At 75.1% G+C, this 15,265-nt stretch carries 18 protein-coding genes; 8 read left to right on the top strand and 10 right to left on the bottom strand.

Going from position 1 to position 15,265, the window contains the following annotated elements:
* Positions 1–92: 92 nt before the first annotated feature.
* Both ACI799_RS02995 and ACI799_RS02990 read left to right on the top strand, forming a co-directional pair.
* Positions 93–305 carry a DUF4177 domain-containing protein gene (locus ACI799_RS02995; protein WP_456589416.1) on the top strand — a complete coding sequence of 71 codons (213 nt, stop codon included), beginning with the start codon at positions 93–95 and terminating at the stop codon, positions 303–305.
* Entirely contained in the window at positions 302–856 is a 555-nt protein-coding gene (locus ACI799_RS02990; RefSeq protein WP_456612417.1) for a DUF4334 domain-containing protein, read from the top strand. Before ACI799_RS02995 ends, ACI799_RS02990 begins: the two co-directional genes overlap by 4 nt.
* On the opposite strand, the gene ACI799_RS02985 is transcribed toward ACI799_RS02990, so the two are convergent.
* From ACI799_RS02985 to ACI799_RS02965, 5 genes are read right to left on the bottom strand one after another with little or no spacing between them, the layout of a single operon-like run.
* Positions 840–1,253, bottom strand: a complete 414-nt coding sequence (locus tag ACI799_RS02985; protein WP_456589418.1) for an arsenate reductase ArsC — start codon at positions 1,251–1,253, stop codon at positions 840–842. The two genes, ACI799_RS02990 and ACI799_RS02985, sit on opposite strands and share 17 nt — an antisense overlap.
* 23 nt (positions 1,254–1,276) lie before the next feature.
* Entirely contained in the window at positions 1,277–2,695 is a 1,419-nt protein-coding gene (locus tag ACI799_RS02980) for an FAD-dependent oxidoreductase (RefSeq protein WP_456612416.1), read from the bottom strand.
* Positions 2,692–3,342, bottom strand: a complete 651-nt coding sequence (locus tag ACI799_RS02975; RefSeq protein ID WP_456589420.1) for an arsenate-mycothiol transferase ArsC — start codon at positions 3,340–3,342, stop codon at positions 2,692–2,694. The genes ACI799_RS02980 and ACI799_RS02975 overlap by 4 nt, the downstream gene beginning before the upstream one ends.
* Positions 3,339–4,469 (bottom strand): ACR3 family arsenite efflux transporter, encoded by a 1,131-nt coding sequence (gene arsB, locus ACI799_RS02970; RefSeq protein ID WP_456598733.1) that lies wholly within the window; start codon positions 4,467–4,469, stop codon positions 3,339–3,341. The genes ACI799_RS02975 and arsB overlap by 4 nt, the downstream gene beginning before the upstream one ends.
* A complete protein-coding gene (locus ACI799_RS02965; protein ID WP_456589422.1) occupies positions 4,466–4,804 on the bottom strand; it encodes a metalloregulator ArsR/SmtB family transcription factor in 339 nt (112 codons plus the stop codon). Before ACI799_RS02965 ends, arsB begins: the two co-directional genes overlap by 4 nt.
* A gap of 132 nt (positions 4,805–4,936) precedes the next feature.
* Between ACI799_RS02965 and ACI799_RS02960 the strand changes: the two genes are divergently transcribed.
* Both ACI799_RS02960 and ACI799_RS02955 read left to right on the top strand, forming a co-directional pair.
* On the top strand, positions 4,937–5,419 hold the full coding sequence (locus ACI799_RS02960) for an ArsI/CadI family heavy metal resistance metalloenzyme (RefSeq protein WP_456589423.1): 483 nt from the start codon (positions 4,937–4,939) through the stop codon (positions 5,417–5,419).
* A gap of 80 nt (positions 5,420–5,499) precedes the next feature.
* Complete coding sequence (locus tag ACI799_RS02955) at positions 5,500–6,456, top strand: hypothetical protein (RefSeq protein WP_456612415.1); 957 nt, start codon at positions 5,500–5,502, stop codon at positions 6,454–6,456.
* Between the two features lie 64 nt (positions 6,457–6,520).
* Here ACI799_RS02955 and ACI799_RS02950 read toward each other — a convergent pair whose 3' ends face one another.
* The 3 genes from ACI799_RS02950 to ACI799_RS02940 form a co-directional block, all read right to left on the bottom strand.
* Entirely contained in the window at positions 6,521–7,063 is a 543-nt protein-coding gene (locus ACI799_RS02950) for a DinB family protein (RefSeq protein ID WP_456612414.1), read from the bottom strand.
* A gap of 91 nt (positions 7,064–7,154) precedes the next feature.
* Positions 7,155–8,159, bottom strand: a complete 1,005-nt coding sequence (locus ACI799_RS02945; RefSeq protein WP_456612413.1) for a YihY/virulence factor BrkB family protein — start codon at positions 8,157–8,159, stop codon at positions 7,155–7,157.
* Positions 8,152–8,781 carry a CAP domain-containing protein gene (locus tag ACI799_RS02940; protein WP_456589427.1) on the bottom strand — a complete coding sequence of 210 codons (630 nt, stop codon included), beginning with the start codon at positions 8,779–8,781 and terminating at the stop codon, positions 8,152–8,154. Before ACI799_RS02940 ends, ACI799_RS02945 begins: the two co-directional genes overlap by 8 nt.
* A 75-nt stretch (positions 8,782–8,856) precedes the next feature.
* On the opposite strand from ACI799_RS02940, the gene ACI799_RS02935 reads away from it, so the two are divergent.
* Complete coding sequence (locus tag ACI799_RS02935) at positions 8,857–9,663, top strand: SDR family oxidoreductase (protein ID WP_456589428.1); 807 nt, start codon at positions 8,857–8,859, stop codon at positions 9,661–9,663.
* Between the two features lie 18 nt (positions 9,664–9,681).
* On the opposite strand, the gene ACI799_RS02930 is transcribed toward ACI799_RS02935, so the two are convergent.
* Positions 9,682–10,611, bottom strand: coding sequence for a GGDEF domain-containing protein (locus ACI799_RS02930; RefSeq protein ID WP_456589429.1), 930 nt, complete (start codon positions 10,609–10,611; stop codon positions 9,682–9,684).
* A gap of 224 nt (positions 10,612–10,835) precedes the next feature.
* Here ACI799_RS02930 and ACI799_RS02925 point away from each other — a divergent pair, with 224 nt between their 5' ends.
* Genes ACI799_RS02925 through ACI799_RS02915 form a run of 3 tightly spaced genes read left to right on the top strand, consistent with a single transcriptional unit; the run spans position 10,836 to position 13,925 of the window.
* Positions 10,836–11,963 carry a carboxylate-amine ligase gene (locus ACI799_RS02925; protein WP_456612412.1) on the top strand — a complete coding sequence of 376 codons (1,128 nt, stop codon included), beginning with the start codon at positions 10,836–10,838 and terminating at the stop codon, positions 11,961–11,963.
* A complete protein-coding gene (locus tag ACI799_RS02920; RefSeq protein ID WP_456612411.1) occupies positions 11,956–13,251 on the top strand; it encodes an erythromycin esterase family protein in 1,296 nt (431 codons plus the stop codon). Before ACI799_RS02925 ends, ACI799_RS02920 begins: the two co-directional genes overlap by 8 nt.
* A complete protein-coding gene (locus ACI799_RS02915) occupies positions 13,248–13,925 on the top strand; it encodes an alpha/beta hydrolase (protein WP_456612410.1) in 678 nt (225 codons plus the stop codon). The genes ACI799_RS02920 and ACI799_RS02915 overlap by 4 nt, the downstream gene beginning before the upstream one ends.
* Positions 13,926–13,935: 10 nt before the next feature.
* Here ACI799_RS02915 and ACI799_RS02910 read toward each other — a convergent pair whose 3' ends face one another.
* On the bottom strand, positions 13,936–15,258 hold the full coding sequence (locus tag ACI799_RS02910) for a DUF2254 domain-containing protein (RefSeq protein WP_456612409.1): 1,323 nt from the start codon (positions 15,256–15,258) through the stop codon (positions 13,936–13,938).
* Between the last annotated feature and the right edge of the window lie 7 nt (positions 15,259–15,265).

Raw genomic sequence — 15,265 nt, 5'->3', positions numbered from 1 at the left:
GAGCCGTTGCAGCTCGCCCGGCTCGACGCCGGCGGGGGAGCGCGGCAGGCTGGCGGGCGACCGGCCGGACCAGGCGAGAGGACGGGTGACCCGTGGCTGCAGCGCGCTACGAGTACAAGGTCGAGGAGATCCGCGAGGGCCTCATCGGCGGCAAGATGAGCGGCGGCAAGCTGGAGAAGGTGCTCAACCAGCACGCCCGGGAGGGATGGCAGCTCAAGGCGATCACCTCGGTGGAGGTCAAGGGCCGCATCGGCCCGGGTGGGGTCGACGGCGTGCTGGTCACCTTCGAGCGCCCGGTGGGGTGACACTGCGGTTCACCAGCCCGGACGCGTGGGTCCGCGATGCCCAGCGGGACGGTGTCTCCCGGGCAGAAGCGCAGTCGTCCTTCGACTGGTTCGAGCCGCAGCCGGTCGAGGAGATGCTCGGCCGGTGGCGGGGCAGCGAGCTGCCCACGGGCTCCCCGCTGGACGGGCTGCTGGCGGCCTACGGCTGGTGGGGCAAGGAGTTCATCGACACCGAGACGGTGCACCCGCTGCTGTTCGGGACGGCGGCCGGGCCGCGGCCGGTCGACCCCGCGCTGATCCCGGTCGGCGTGCTCCGCGCCGCCCCGCGGCTGGCTCACTCGCGGGTTGCCCGGGCCGCGTTCACCGCCGTCCGGCCGCTGCTGACGACCTCCCGCCCGAAGGCCCGGTTGCGGGCGGTCGAGCACCGCGGTCTCGTCACCGCCGCGATGGTCTACGACCGGCTGCCGATCATCGACGTCTTCAAGCGGGTGAGCAGCCGCACGGTCCTCGGGATGATGGACCTGCGCGGCCTGCCCGATCCGTTCTTCTTCGTGCTCAGGCGGGAGCGCTGACCCCCAGCTCGGCGAGCAGCCCGCGGATGCGCCGCTCGATCTCGTCGCGGATCGGCCGCACCGACTCCACGCCCTTGCCCGCCGGATCCTCCAGCGCCCAGTCCAGGTAACGCTTGCCCGGGAAGATCGGGCAGGCGTCGCCGCACCCCATCGTGATGACCACGTCGGAGGCCTCGACGGCCTCGGTGGTGAGCACCTTGGGTCGCTGGTCGGAGATGTCGATGCCGACCTCGGCCATCGCCTCGACCGCCGCCGGGTTCACCTGGTCGCCGGGCAGCGAGCCGGCCGACCGCACCTCGACGCCGTCGCCGGCCAGGTGCCGCAGCCAGCCGGCGGCCATCTGGGAACGGCCGGCGTTGTGCACGCAGACGAACAGCACGCTGGGGCGGTCACTCACGGGGTTCTCCTCTGTCACGGGGCTCATTCGGCCATCGCCGCGGGCAGGGCGGTGACGGTGGGCGGGCGGTGCTCCCTGCTCCACGCCTGGGCGGCCATCTGCACAGCGTCCCAGGGCGACCCGAGCGGTGGGGTGTAGGTCAGGTCGAGGTCGGCCAGGCCGTCCACGGTCATGGCGTGGAACAGGGCGGTGGCGTAGACGTCGGCGCGCTTGGCGACCTCGCTGCCCAGCCGGCCGACCAGTTGCGCGCCCAGCAGCCGGCCGGTGTCGGCGTCGCCGGTCACGCGGATCGTGATCGGCCGGGCGCCGGGGTAGTAGGCCTTGTGGTCGTCCGGGCTGGTCGCGGTGGTGACCGGACGGAAGCCCGCGGCGGCAGCCTCGTGCTCGAGCAGACCGGTGCGGGCGGCCACCAGGTCGAAGACCTTGACCACCTGGGTGCCGACGCTGCCGGCGAAGCGGGCGTGCCCGCCGACGGCGTTGGCGCCGGCTACGCGGCCCTGCTTGTGCGCGGTGGTGCCGAGCGGGAGGTAGGTGACGCCCAGCAGGCGGTGGTGGGTGACCACGCAGTCGCCTGCCGCCCAGACGTGCGGCAGGCCGGTGGCCATGGTCTCGTCGACGACGACCGCGCCGCCGGCCCCTGTGGTCGCTCCCGCGCCGACCAGCAGGTCCACCGACGGGCGCACGCCGGCGACGACCACCACCAGGTCGAAAAGGCGCTCCAGCGGACCCCTCGACGTGAGCGCGCTGACCCGGGAGCCGTCGGCACGGGCCAGCCCCGTGACGGTGGTCCCGGTGAGCACCTGCACCCCGTGCCGGGTCATCTCCGCCCGGACCAGCGCACCCAGCTCGGCGTCGACGGTGGGGAGCACCTCCGCGGACCGCTGGACCACCGTGGTGGCGATGCTCCGGGCGACGAGCGCTTCGGACATCTCCACACCGATGTAGCCGGCGCCGACGACGAGCGCCGAGCGCACCGGGCGGCCGGTGAGGGTGGCCATCAGGCCGTGGGTGTCGTCCATGGTGTGCACCACGTGCACGCCGTCGGCCGGTCCGAGCCCGTCGGTGCCGCCGAGACCGCTGATGGCCGGGAGCGCCGGACGTGCACCGGTGCCCACGACCAGTTCGTCGTAGGCCAGCAGCTCCGTGGCCCCGCTCGCGTCGGTCACCGAGACGCGCCGGCCGGCGACGTCGATGCCGGTGGCGCGGGTGCCGACCCGCAGGGTCAGCCCGGCCGCCTCCAGGTCGGCGGAGGTCCGGTGGGCCAGCGACCGCCAGTCCGGTACCTCGCCCGAGACGTGGTAGGGGATCCCGCAGATGGAGAAGTTGGGGTATGCGTCGGCCACCACGACGGTGACCTCGGCCCCCGGGTCGAGCTCGCGGGCGCGCAGCCCGGCGGAGATCCCCGCGTCGCTGCCGCCGACGACGACCAGGCGGCGGCTCATGCGCCCAGTTCGGCGAGGAGTCCTCGCACCCGGTTCTCGATGTCGGCCGCGATGGAGCCCACCGTGGCGGGGTCCTGGCCGGCCGGGTCGCGCACCTCCCAGTCCAGGTACCGCTTGCCCGGGTAGACGGGGCAGGCGTCGCCGCAGCCCATGGTGATCACCACGTCGGCGGCCTGGACGACGTCGTCGGTCAGCGGCTTGGGGAAGGCGTCGGTCACCGTCATGCCGCGCGCGGCGAGCACCTCGAGGACCACGGGATCCACCGTGTCGGCGGGCATGGAGCCGGCGGAGCGCACGTGTACCCGGCCCTGCGACAGGTGCTCGACCATCGCGGCGGCCATCTGGGAGCGGCCGGCGTTCTGCACGCAGACGAAGAGGACCTCGGGGGTCTCCTTCGCCAGCGCCCCCTTGGCCTGCGCCAGCGCGGTGAGTCGCTCGGTGGCGAACCGGCAGGTGAGCACGGGCAGGTGGCTCGTGACGTTCGCGGTGCGCCCGAGAGCGGCGTAGGACTCGAAGACCATCCGCTCGACGGTCTCCGGGCCGACCATCCCCGCGAAGCGCGCTGACAGGTCCTCCACGTGGCGCCGCAGCACCACGTTCGGGTCCAGCAGCCCGGGGACGCCGGTGGGCCGGTCGGTCCGGGTCATCGGGATGCTCCTCGGTCGAGTCGGGCCGGGACGGTCGGGTCCCCCGGGAACCAGCGCCGGGCGGCCCAGAGGGACACGTAGACGAGGGCGACCAGGACGGGCACCTCGATCAGCGGGCCGACGACGCCGGCGAGCGCCTGCCCGCTGGTGACGCCGAAGGTGCCGATGGCCACGGCGATGGCCAGCTCGAAGTTGTTGCCGGCGGCGGTGAAGGCCAGCGTGGCCGTCTTGGCGTAACCGAGCCGCAGCCGCATGCCGAGCAGGAAGGACCCACCGAACATCAGCACGAAGTAGGCGAGCAGCGGCAGTGCGATGCGGGCGACGTCCCAGGGGCTGGAGGTGATCGCGTCGCCCTGCAGCGCGAAGAGCATGACGATCGTGAACAGCAGCCCGTAGAGGGCGACCGGGCCGATGCGCGGGAGGAAGCGGCTCTCGTACCAGTCCCGGCCCTTGCGGCGCTCGCCCAGGGTGCGGGTCAGGAACCCGGCCAGCAACGGGATGCCGAGGAACACCAGGACCGAGACGACGATCGCCCAGAAGCTGAACTCCGCGGAGGTGGTGGTCAGCCCGAGCCAGCCGGGCAGGACCTGCAGGTAGAACCAGCCCAGCAGGGCGAAGGCGAGGATCTGGAAGACCGAGTTGATCGCGACCAGCACCGCGCCGGCCTCGCGGTCGCCGCAGGACAGGTCGTTCCAGATCAGGACCATCGCGATGCAGCGGGCGAGGCCGACGATGATCAGCCCGGTCCGGTACTCGGGCAGGTCGGGCAGCAGCAGCCAGGCGAGGGCGAACATCAGTGCCGGGCCGACCAGCCAGTTGAGCACCAGGCTGGCGACCAGCAGCTTCCGGTCGCCGGTCACCCGGTCGAGCTCGGAGTACCGGACCTTGGCCAGCACCGGGTACATCATCAGCAGCAGCCCGATGGCGATCGGCAGGCTCACGTCGCCGACCTCGACCGCGCTCAGCGCGTCGTCGAGGCCGGGGACCCAGCGGCCCAGCGCCAGCCCGAGCGCCATCGCGGCGATGATCCAGACGGGCAGGAAGCGGTCGAGGGTGGAGAGCTTCTGCAGGACCGGCGCGTCGGCGGGGGCGTCGGGCCGGGCGGTCTCCCGGACGGCGTCGCTCATGCCGGCACCGCCGTGCGGAACAGGCTGGCGACCGCGTCGAGCGCGGCCGGGCGGACGGCGTAGTACACCCACACCCCGCGCTTCTCCCGGTCGAGCAGCCCGGCGGAGTGGAGCACCTTGAGGTGGTGGCTGATCGTCGCCTGGGTCAGCTCGAAGGCGTCGTTGAGGTCGCAGACGCAGGCCTCCCCGCTCGCACTGGAGGCGATCAGGCTGACCAGGCGCAGGCGCACCGGGTCGGCCAGCGCCTTGAGCAGCGGGGCGACCTGCTCGGCCTGCTCCGCGGACATCGCCGTACCGGACAGCGGCGTGCAGCACGCCAGGCCGGGCTCGCTCATCGAAAAACTCCTCGCGTCGGACGTCGACCGCCATCGTAACGATGCCCATCGTATTGACAAGCATCGATATCTGATGTTCATTCTGAGACAGACATCGATGTTCGTCGATGTCTTGTCTCCCGAGGAGGAACCATGTCCCGCGTGCAGCTCGCCCTCCGCGTCGCCGACCTCGACGCCGCGGTCGACTTCTACTCCCGGCTCTTCGACACCGCCCCGGCCAAGCGGCGGCCCGGTTACGCGAACTTCGCCGTCGCCGAGCCGCCGCTGAAGCTGGTGCTGCTCGAGGGCGTGCCGGGGGAGCCCACCCGCATGGACCACCTGGGTGTGGAGGTCGCCTCCACCGACGAGGTCACCGCGGCCACCGACCGGCTGGCCGACGCCGGCCTGGCGACCCGGCCGGAGGCGGACACCACCTGCTGCTACGCCGTCCAGGACAAGGTCTGGGTGACCGGGCCCGGCGGCGAGCCGTGGGAGGTCTACACCGTGAAGGCGGACGCGCGCCCCGACCTGGAGGGGCAGACGGCCGCCGAGCTCTCCGCCGTCAGCGGGGACGGCGCCTGCTGCCGGACGGAGGACTCCGACAGCGACGCCCGGCTCGCCGCGGCCTGCTGCTGAGCGTCCCGCGGCCACGAATGCTACGAACTCGTGGTGATCAGGTGCCGATCACCACGAGTTCGTAGCACTGGGGGAGGGGCGTGGAGTTCGACGAGGTGGCCGACGAGCTGTACGAGGCCGCCCCCGGGGAGTTCGTCGCCCTGCGCACGGAGCGCCAGCGCGAGGCCAGGGCCGCCGGGGACAAGGCGCTGGCCAAGGAGATCGCGGCGCTGCCCAAGCCGTCGACCGCCGCCTGGGTCTGCAACCTGCTCGTCCGCGCCCACCGCGAGGAGATCGAGGGCCTGGTCGAGCTGGGCGACCTGCTCCGCGGGGCCCAGGAGAACCTGGCCGGGGACGAGCTCCGGGCGCTGAACACCCAGCGCGGCCAGTTGCTGAACGCGCTCACCCGGCAGGCCGCCGCCCTCGCCCGCGAGCGTGGCCACCCGGTGAGCGCGTCGGTGTCCGGTCAGGTGGAGGAGACCCTGCGCGCGGCCATGGCGGATCCGGACGCCGGGGCGGCACTGCTCACCGGCCGGCTGACCGGAGCGATGTCCTACAGCGGGCTGGGGACCGTCGCACCGCGTCCGGCGCTGCGGCTGGTCCGGTCGTCGGGGTCCCCGACCCGTCCGGCGAGGAACGCGGCGGCGCGGACGGCGGGGGAGGAGAGGCCGACCGGCCCCACCGCTGCCGAGCGCCGGGAGCGGGAGCGGGAGGAACGCCGCCGGGCCGAGGAGGAGAAGCGCCGCCGGGAGCTGGCCCGTGCCCGGGCCGCCGCGGAGGAGGCCACCGCGGCCGCCGAGGAGGCAGCCGCCGCTGCCGCGGAGCAGCGCCGCGAGGTGGAGCAGCTCGAGCAGCGACGCGGTGCCCTGCAGGCGCGCGTCGAGGAGCTGGCCGACGCGCTCGCCGAGGCCGAGCGGGCCGCCGGCGAGGCCGCCGCCGTCCTCAAGCGGGCGCAGCGCCGGCAGAACGCCGCCCAGCGCGAAGCCGAGGACGCGGCGGAACTGCGGGATCGCGCCGTCGCCCACGCCGAGGAGCTCGCGGGCGACGGGCCGGGCTGAACCGGCCTGTCGCCCGTGGCGCGGCGGAGGCCGAGGCGCCGGCGGACCGGCCGGACGAGGAGCCTCAGCCCATCGTCTTCTGCCCGTCCAGGGACTCCCGCAGGATGTCGGCGTGGCCGGCGTGCTGGGCGGTCTCGGCCACGATGTGCAGGAAGACGCGGCGGGCCGAGCGGTGCGCCCCCGGCTCGAACCACGGGGCCTCCGGCAGCGGGTGGGACGCGTCGAGGTCCGGCAGCGTGCGCACCAGCTCGTCGGTGCGCCGGGCGACCTCCGCGTACCGCGCCAGCACGCCGTCGAGGGTCTCCTCCGGGAGCAGGCGGAACTCCTGCGCCCACGCATCGCGGCCCGCTGCGTCGGCCGGGGCGGCCATCGCCTCGGTGCCCTCGACCACGAACCGTGCCCACGCCGCCTCGGTGGCGGCGACGTGCTTGATCAGGCCACCCAGTGTCAGCTCGCTGGCCGTGGGCCGCTGCCGTGCCTGCTCGTCGGTGAGCCCGTGGACGGTGAAACGGAGGAAGTGCCGGTGGGTGGAGAGGGTCTCGAGCAGATCGGCCCGTTCGGCGGGGAGGGCCGCCGTGCCGCCGGGGGTGGGGGTGCCGCTGGTCATGGCCGTCCGCCTTCCGCCGGGCCGGTGGGGTCACCCGGGACGCTAGGCCGCGGCTACGACCGTTCCGCGGCGCCGAGGAACCGAGGCGGCCTCACCGCCGCGCCGGCTCCCGGTCACCGGTGCCGGCCCGGTCCGCGGTCCGGGAACCGACCGCGTCCGCTGCCCGGTCCCCGGCCTGGTCCGTGACGCGGGGACCGGCTCGGTCGCCGGCGTGGTCCCCGGCTCGATCCCGGGCGTCGTCCGGCCCCGGGTCCCGGGGACGGCGGGCGTGCACCCGGCGGGCCATGACGCGGTACCCGGCGATCAGCGCGGCGTTGCCGAGCAGCAGCCAGAGCCCGAGCAGCACCGCCGTCGCCAGCGCCGTCGCCCCGTAGCGCGCGGTGAAGTCGGCGTACTCGAGGTAGACGAGGTAGCCGCCGGTGGTGGCGGCGACCAGGCAGGTGGCGGTCGCGGCGCCGACGACGACGTCGCTGATCCGCGTCTCCCACAGGCGGAACAGTGCGTAGACGAGCCCGATGAGCACGCCGAGCAGCGCCAGCGACCCCAGCCCCATCGCGATGCGCACCGCCGTCCCCGACCCGAGCAGCCGCGGCACCAGGTACAGCGCCGCGAGCCCCGAGAACACCGCCACCGGCAGCACGGCGATGATCGCCAGCGCCAGCAGCCGGCCCTTCCAGCCGCGCATCCGCTGCTCCGACCGCGGCGCCACCTCGCTCAACGCCCGGGCGAGGGCGGCGCCGTAGGTGGTCGCCGGCCAGACCGCCGCCACCGCCGCCACCGGCCCGGTCTCGGCGGCGACGTCGATCAGCGCGCGCAGCACGTCGGCGACCGGCAGCTGGTCGGGCGCCTGGGCGTCCACCTCGGTGCCGAGGTCCTGCAGCGCGGACTGGTCGACCACCAGGCCCGCTCCCCAGAAGCCCAGCAGCACCATCGGCGGCAGCGAGACCATCGCGTAGAACGCGAGGCTGGAGCTGGTGGTGAGGAACTCCGGGCTGCGCAGCCAGGCGAGGAAGCGCCGGGCCGGCTCGGGCACCCGCCGGTAGCCCTCGCCCAGCCGCCGCCGCAGCCGGCGGACCCGCTCCCGCGCCTCAACCACAGCTGGGGCCGTCCTCCTCGGGCCGGGCGATCGGCTCCTCCGGCGGCGTCTCCCGGCTGACCTCGGGGCGGTCGGAGCCGACCGTGCGCCCGAACTGCTGGGTCCCCCAGACCGAGCCGTCGGGGGCGCAGTGGAAGCCGATGCCGATGCGGTCCCAGCCCGGGTTGAGCACGTTGACCCGGTGGCCGTCGGAGCGCATCCACCCGACGTGCGCCGTCCCGGCGGGCACCGGCGCCGATGCGGTGAACACGTTCTCCCCGATCCCGGCGTAGCCGTCCAGCTCCTCCAGATCGAGCACCTCGCGCATGTCCTGGTGCTCGATCTGGTCGTTCTCGGCCATCTGCTCGCTCCACTCGCGCGCGACGGTCGCCAGCTCCTCGTCCCACTCCAGCGGCGGCAGGTCCCGCGCCGCCCGCTCGTCGTTCACCCGGTCCAGGACGTCCCGGGCCATCCGGTCCTCCACGTCGCCGTCCTCGGCCGACGGTGGCTCGTCGGGTTCGGGCGCGGAGCCGGTGCCGGTGCCGGGCGACGACGTGTCCACGACCACGCAGCCGGTGGTGGTGAGCAGGACGGCGGCGAACGCGAGCAGGAGCCGGGCGAGCAGGGATCGGGTGGCGTCCATGCTCCACCCCTACCCAGCGGGGGGCCGGGACCCATCGCGCTGCGGGCCTGTTCCGGGATCGTTAGCGTCGCTGCCATGACCGCAGGCAGCGGGCGGGTCGCGCTCGTCACGGGATCGGAGTCCGGCATCGGGCGCGCCGTCGCGGTGGCCCTGGCCGAGCAGGGCTGCGACGTGGGCATCACCTGGTACCGCGACCGCGAGGCCGGCGAGGCGACCGCCGAGCAGGTGCGCGCACGGGGCCGGCGGGCCGAGGTCCGCCACCTGGACCTGACCCGGCTGCCCGGCGCCGCCGACGTCGTCGACGAGCTGGCCGATGCCCTCGGCGGCCTCGACGTGCTGGTCAACGATGCGGGCACCGGTCACATGACGCCGCTGCTGGACCTGGAGTTCGACACCTGGCGCGAGGTGCTGGCCACCGACCTCGACGGTGCGTTCCTCTGCCTCCAGCGCGCCGCGCGCCGGATGGTCGCGGCCGGGGGCGGCGGGCGGATCGTGAACGTCACCAGCGTGCACGAGCACGCCCCCCGGGTCGGTGCGGCCGGCTACTGCGCGGCCAAGGGCGGGCTCGGGCTGCTCACGAAGGTGGCCGCCCTCGAGCTGGCGGAGCACGGCATCACCGTGAACTCCGTCGCGCCGGGCGAGATCGCCACCCCCATGACCGGCCAGGGGGACGAGGACCCCACCGCTCCCGGCCACGAGCGGCCCGGTGTGCCGCTGCGCCGCCCGGGGGACGCCCGCGAGGTGGCGGCCGTCATCGCCTTCCTCGCCTCGCCGGCCGCCGGCTACGTCACCGGGGCGTCCTGGGCCGTCGACGGCGGGATGCTGCAGATGGGCCCGATGGCGGGGTCGCACCTCCAGGCCGACGACTGGCGCCGCGGCTGACGCCGGCCCGCACGCCGGTCACCCGGTGCGGCCGCTGCGCTTCTTCCGGTAGAGCTGCTCGTCGGCGCGGGCTAGCACGGCGGTCACGTCGTCGCCGGGACGGGCCTGCGCGACCCCGGCCGTCCACGTGGCGGGATGCGTGCGGTCGAGCTGCTCCAGCAGCTCCCGCGTCGCCTCCTCGTCGGTCGCCGGCAGGCAGAGCACGAACTCGTCGCCCCCGTAGCGGCCCAGCAGGTCCGCGCGGCGCAGCCGGCCGCTCCAGCTGGCGGTGAGGTCGCGCAGGAGTTCGTCGCCGGCGCGGTGGCCGTCCCGGTCGTTGACCCCCTTGAAGTCGTCGAGGTCCAGGATCGCGAAGCTGAGCGGTTCCCCGGTGCGCGCCGCACGCGACAGGTGCCCGGCGGCCTGCTCCTCCCACGCGCGGCGGTTGGCGACGCCGGTGAGCGGGTCGGTGCCCGCGGCACGGCGCAGCTGCCGCGCCAGCCGCCCCTGCACCTCGGTCAGCACGGCGACCGACGCCACGACCGGTAGCCAGGCGGGCAGGAAGCCCGACGGGGCCGCGGCCCAGGCACCGACGCTGCCCGAGAGGATGACCAGGCCGGCGTGCACCCGGGCGGCGGGCAGCGGCAGGAAGTGCGCGGCGTACAGCCCGATGCCGATCATCGCCGGGCCCAGGCCGACCACACCGACGGCCGTGGCCGACCGCCAGGCGAGCACCCCGAGGAGCACCGACAGCAGGGCCACCGCGCCGTGCAGGGCCCACGGGCGCGCCCGGACCCCGGCGACGCCGAGCCCGGCCCCGGCGCCCAGCCCGACGGCGCCCAGCACCTGCAGCAGGCCCACGGGGGTGGCGTCGTCCATCGGCGCGGCAGCGCCCACCCAGCACAGCGCACCGCTGACGGCGTAGACCACCGCCAGGAGCGCCGCGGGCATCCGTCGTCCGGTCTGCACCGCGCCTCCTCCCCGTTGCGGTCCATCCTCGCTGGTCACCGGGCCGCCGGGGACGCCGGGCGATCGGATACCACCACTCCGGGTGGGGCCCGGGGCGTGGGCGCCTCGGGTGCAGCCGGGCCGGCCCGGCCGTACGGTGGCCCTGCGGCTGGGCAAGCAGCCGACCCCAGGCCCGGGCGCCCGGCAGCGCCGGACGTCCCGGCCGCGGCCCCGCAGGAGCGCGCGTGGAGTCCTCCGGTCGCCCCCCGGGCGTCGTGGGCGCCACGGTGGGGGTGGAGGAGGAGTTCCACCTCGTCGACCCGCAGACCTACCGGCTGGCACAGAGCCCGGGGCTCGCCGCGGCGGCGGTGCGCCACGAGTTCGGGGAGCGGGTCCACCCGGAGATCAGCACGACGCAGCTGGAGACGGCCACCGGCGTGTGCCGGTCGCTGGACGAGGTGCGCGCCGAGCTCGCCGGCACCCGTGCGCAGGCGCGCGCCGCCGCGGCGGGGGCCGGGGTGGCGCTGCTGCCGGCCTCGACGCACCCCGCGGCGGGCTGGCAGGAGCAGGTGATCACCCCGGGGCCCCGCTACGAGGCGATGGTCGAGCGCTGGGCAGGCCTCGCGCAGCGGCAGGACATCTGCGGCTGCCACGTGCACGTGGGCGTGCCCGACCTGGACACGGCGGTGGCCGTGCTCGACCGGGTCCGCCCCTACCTGCCCGTGCTGCTGGCCATGACCGGCAGCTCGCCGTTGCACGACGGCGCCGACACCGGCTACGAGAGCTACCGGACGCTGCTGTGGGGGCGGTGGCCGCACGCCGGGATCCCGGAGGCGCTCGGCTCCGCCGACCGGTTCCGGGCGGTCGTGACCGGGCTGGTCGACGCCGGCGTGATCGGCGACGCGTCGCACCTGTACTGGGACGTCCGGCCGTCGTCGCACCTGCCCACGCTGGAGTTCCGGCTGGCCGACGTGTGCACCGACCTGGACGACGCCGTGCTGCACGCCGCGCTGGTCCGCTCGCTCGTCCGGGTGCTCGCCGAGCGGGCGCAGCGCGGTGAGGCGGTGCCCGCGGTGCGCACCGAGCTGCTGCGTGCCGCTCGCTGGCGGGCCGCGCGCGACGGCATCGGCGGGCAGCTGTTCGACCCGGTCGCCGGCGTCCTGGTCGACGCCCGCGCCGCCGTCGAGGCACTCCTCGCCGAGCTCGCCGACGACCTCGCCGACCGCGGCGAGGAGGCCGAGGTCCGCGACCTGGTGCAGCGGCTGTTCCGCCGGGGTACCTCGGCTGCTCGGCAACGGTCCGTCTGGCGGCGCACCGGTGACCTGCGCGAGGTCGCCGCCGCCGTCGTGCGCGAAGGGAGACCCGATGGCTGACCGACTCGGCGAGCAGATCCGCGACCTGGCCCGCCCGCTGCGCACGGCGGCCGACCTCGACCCGCTCCTCGACCGCGTCGGCGACGCGCGGATCGTGGCGATCGGCGAGGCCAGCCACGGCACCCACGAGTACTACGCCTGGCGGGCGGCCCTCACCCGGCGGCTGGTCGAGGAGCACGGTTTCGGCCTGGTCGCCGTCGAGGGGGACTGGCCCGACTGCTACCGGGTCAACCGCAGCGTCCGGCTGCGGGAGGACGCCGACGCCGATCCGCGCGACGCGCTCGACGCCTTCTCCCGGTGGCCCACGTGGATGTGGGCCAACGACGACGTCGTGGACTTCTGCCGCTGGCTGCGCGAGCACAACGCGGACCTGCCGGAGGACGCGCGCGTCGGCTTCTACGGCATCGACGTCTACAGCCTGTGGGACTCCATGCACGCGCTGGTCGGCTGGCTGGCCGAGCACGAGCCCCAGCACGTCGACCAGGCCAAGCAGGCGCTGGCCTGCTTCGAGCCCTTCGGCGAGGACGGTGCCGAGTACGCCTTCGCCAGCCGGTTCACCCCCTCCTCCTGCGAGCAGGCCGCGGTCGACCTCCTGCGGTCGCTGTGCGAGGAGCGCGGCCGTGCGGAGTCCGGGGCCGACGCCGAGGCGCGGTTCTCCGCCGAGCAGAACGCCGCGGTGGTGGTCGATGCCGAGCGCTACTACCGGGCCATGATCCGCGGGTCGGCCGAGTCGTGGAACGTCCGCGACGTGCACATGGTCGACACCCTCGACCGGCTCCTCGCGCACACCGGCCGCAAGGTGGTCGTGTGGGAGCACAACACCCACATCGGGGACGCCCGGGCGACCGACATGGCCGCCGCCGGGATGACGAACGTCGGTCAGCTCCTGCGCGAGCGGCACGGCGCCGACGACGTCGTCCTCGTCGGCTTCGGCGGGTACCGCGGCGGGGTGGTCGCCGGCCGGGAGTGGGGCGCGCAGATGGAGCGGATGGCGGTCCCGCCGGCGCGGTCGGGCAGCCTCGAGGCGCGGTTGCACGACGCCCTGGGCGAGGACGCGCTGTTCGTCTTCCCGCGCGGCGACCAGCCCGAGTGGCTGCGCCGGCGGCTGGACCACCGCGCCATCGGCGTCGTGTACCGGTCCTCGCGGGAGAAGTGGGGGAACTACGTGGCCACCGTGCTGGGCGAGCGCTACGACGCCTTCCTCTACCTCGACGACACCACGCCGCTGCAGCCGCTGCACCTGGAGCGGGCCGAGGAGCACGTGCCCGTCGCGGCGTTCGACGCATGACCGGGGCGGGGCACGCCGCGGGCCGCCTCGGCAGCCGGCCGGTCGTGGCACCCACGGGGGAGCCGTGGCCGCCCGGGGTGCACGCGCTCGACCTGGGAGGCGGCGCGGAGGTGTTGCTGGCCGTCCCGGCGGGCGAGCCGGCACCGCGCCCGCTGCTGGTCTTCTTCCACGGCGCCGGAGGCGAGCCCGCGCAGAGCCTGGCGGCGGTCGGTGCCGCTGCCGGCGCGCACGGGGTGCTGGTGCTGGCGCCGCGGTCCGGCGCCCCCACCTGGGACCTCGTCGCCGGCCGGCTCGGCCGGGACGTCGCGGTGCTGGACGCGGCGCTGGCGCAGGTGACCGACCGGGTGCCGGTCACCCGGTGCGCGGTGGGCGGGTTCTCCGACGGCGCCTCCTACGCGCTGTCGATCGGGCCGGCCAACGGGGACCTGTTCGACGCGGTCCTCGCGTTCTCGCCGGGCTTCGCGCACCCGCCGGCGCGCGTCGGCCGACCACGGCTGTGGATCACCCACGGCACGGAGGACCGGGTGCTGCCGGTCGCGCGGTGCGGCCGGCGCCTGGCGGCCGGCTTCCGCGACGCGGGCGAGGACCTCACCTACGTGGAGTTCGACGGCGGGCACGTGGTCCGGCCCGAGGGCGTGGCCGCGGCGCTGGAGTGGTGGCTGGGCCGGGTCTGACCCCCGCCGCTCACATCGAGCGGGTCTCGCCGGCGCGGTCGGCGAACGCGTCGACGGTCCGCCCCTCGAGGGCAGCGGTGACCTGCTCGCGGTGCAGCTCGACGGTCGCGGTGTCCGTCGGGCTCCAGTCCGGCGAGAGCTCCCCGGCGACCAGGTCGGCGGCCCGGGCGACCTCCGCCCGCTGCTCGTCGTCCCGGCAGGCGACGGCCACGTCGCGGAGCATCCGCAGCAGGGCGGTGATCAGCGTGGGCTCGTTCCCGCCGAAGCGCGCCACCTGACCGCAGGCGAGATCGAGGTAGTACCGCAGGTCCCGGTCGGGGACGATCGCCCGGCCGGTGCCGTCCTCGTCCTCGTGCAGCGTGGGCCCGAGGTGCCGGCCGGTGAGCCGGACCAGCAGATCGCCCATGTGGCCGATCGCCGTCGCGGCGGTGACCGGGTCGTTCACGCTCGGGGACATGGCCTTCACGGCGATGTCCTCCAGCTGGCGGAACCCGAAGCCGGCGTCCTGGTCGATGGTCCGCTCGTTGTTGAGCACCACGGCGGCCCGGACGGCGTCGTCGAGCTCCTCGGACGCGCCCCACACCGTGCCCAGGGGCGTGCCCATCGTGACCTGGTCGCCCGGCCGGACCTCGACGCGGACGACGGTGTCGTGCGCCCGGGCGGCATCGACCAGCGTCCCGGTGTCCACCACCTCCACGAAGCCGCTGCCGGCCGCGGGAACCAGCCGTCCCTCGGCCGTCTCCAGGTCGATCTCGTCGGGCGACCGCTGCCCGTGGTCGGCGTACGGGCCGTAGAACGTCTCGATCGCCCGCCGGGCGTCGTTGTGGACGCGCGTCATCATCGTGTCGACGCGGAGCATGCGGACCATGTGGCTGATGAAGGCCAGCAGGGCACCGACGCAGGCGATCCCGAGCAGCGCGGCGGCCAGGCAGACGAGCGTGGGCACCGGCTGGTCCTGGTTGATCCCGCGCAGCCCGGTGACGGCGAGGACGAACGTCGCGGTGAGCACCGACAGGACCCGCTTGGTGACCGGGTCGCGGGTGAAGTCGCGCAGCAGTCGGGGGGAGAACTGCTGCGAGGCCAGCTGCAGCGCCACGATCGTGATGCTGAAGGTCAGGGTGGTGATGGTGACCGCGGCGGTGGCCACCAGTTGGAGCAGCGTGCCGGCGGCGCTGGTGTCGGCCGGCCACAGCGCCGCGAGGACGCCGCCGCGGGGCTCCACCATGCCCAGGGCCCAGCCCGCGGCGGCCGCGGTGACCCCGGCGATCGCCGGCCACAGCCACAGGGGTGTCTGCGAGCGGGCTGCACTTGCCTGACCTCGTCGTCCTGCCACGAGGGGG

Source organism: Blastococcus sp. SYSU DS0753 (assembly GCF_054051175.1).
This window is presented reverse-complemented; position numbering and strand designations above follow the sequence as displayed.

Coding starts and splice junctions, on each gene's coding strand:
- ACI799_RS02975 (WP_456589420.1), bottom strand. CDS start 3,342: ATGACCCGGACCGACCGGCCCACCGGCGTCCCCGGGCTGCTGGACCCG.
- ACI799_RS02915 (WP_456612410.1), top strand. CDS start 13,248: ATGACCGGGGCGGGGCACGCCGCGGGCCGCCTCGGCAGCCGGCCGGTC.
- ACI799_RS02920 (WP_456612411.1), top strand. CDS start 11,956: ATGGCTGACCGACTCGGCGAGCAGATCCGCGACCTGGCCCGCCCGCTG.
- ACI799_RS02950 (WP_456612414.1), bottom strand. CDS start 7,063: ATGACCAGCGGCACCCCCACCCCCGGCGGCACGGCGGCCCTCCCCGCC.
- ACI799_RS02960 (WP_456589423.1), top strand. CDS start 4,937: ATGTCCCGCGTGCAGCTCGCCCTCCGCGTCGCCGACCTCGACGCCGCG.
- ACI799_RS02940 (WP_456589427.1), bottom strand. CDS start 8,781: ATGGACGCCACCCGATCCCTGCTCGCCCGGCTCCTGCTCGCGTTCGCC.
- arsB (WP_456598733.1), bottom strand. CDS start 4,469: ATGAGCGACGCCGTCCGGGAGACCGCCCGGCCCGACGCCCCCGCCGAC.
- ACI799_RS02935 (WP_456589428.1), top strand. CDS start 8,857: ATGACCGCAGGCAGCGGGCGGGTCGCGCTCGTCACGGGATCGGAGTCC.
- ACI799_RS02980 (WP_456612416.1), bottom strand. CDS start 2,695: ATGAGCCGCCGCCTGGTCGTCGTCGGCGGCAGCGACGCGGGGATCTCC.
- ACI799_RS02965 (WP_456589422.1), bottom strand. CDS start 4,804: ATGAGCGAGCCCGGCCTGGCGTGCTGCACGCCGCTGTCCGGTACGGCG.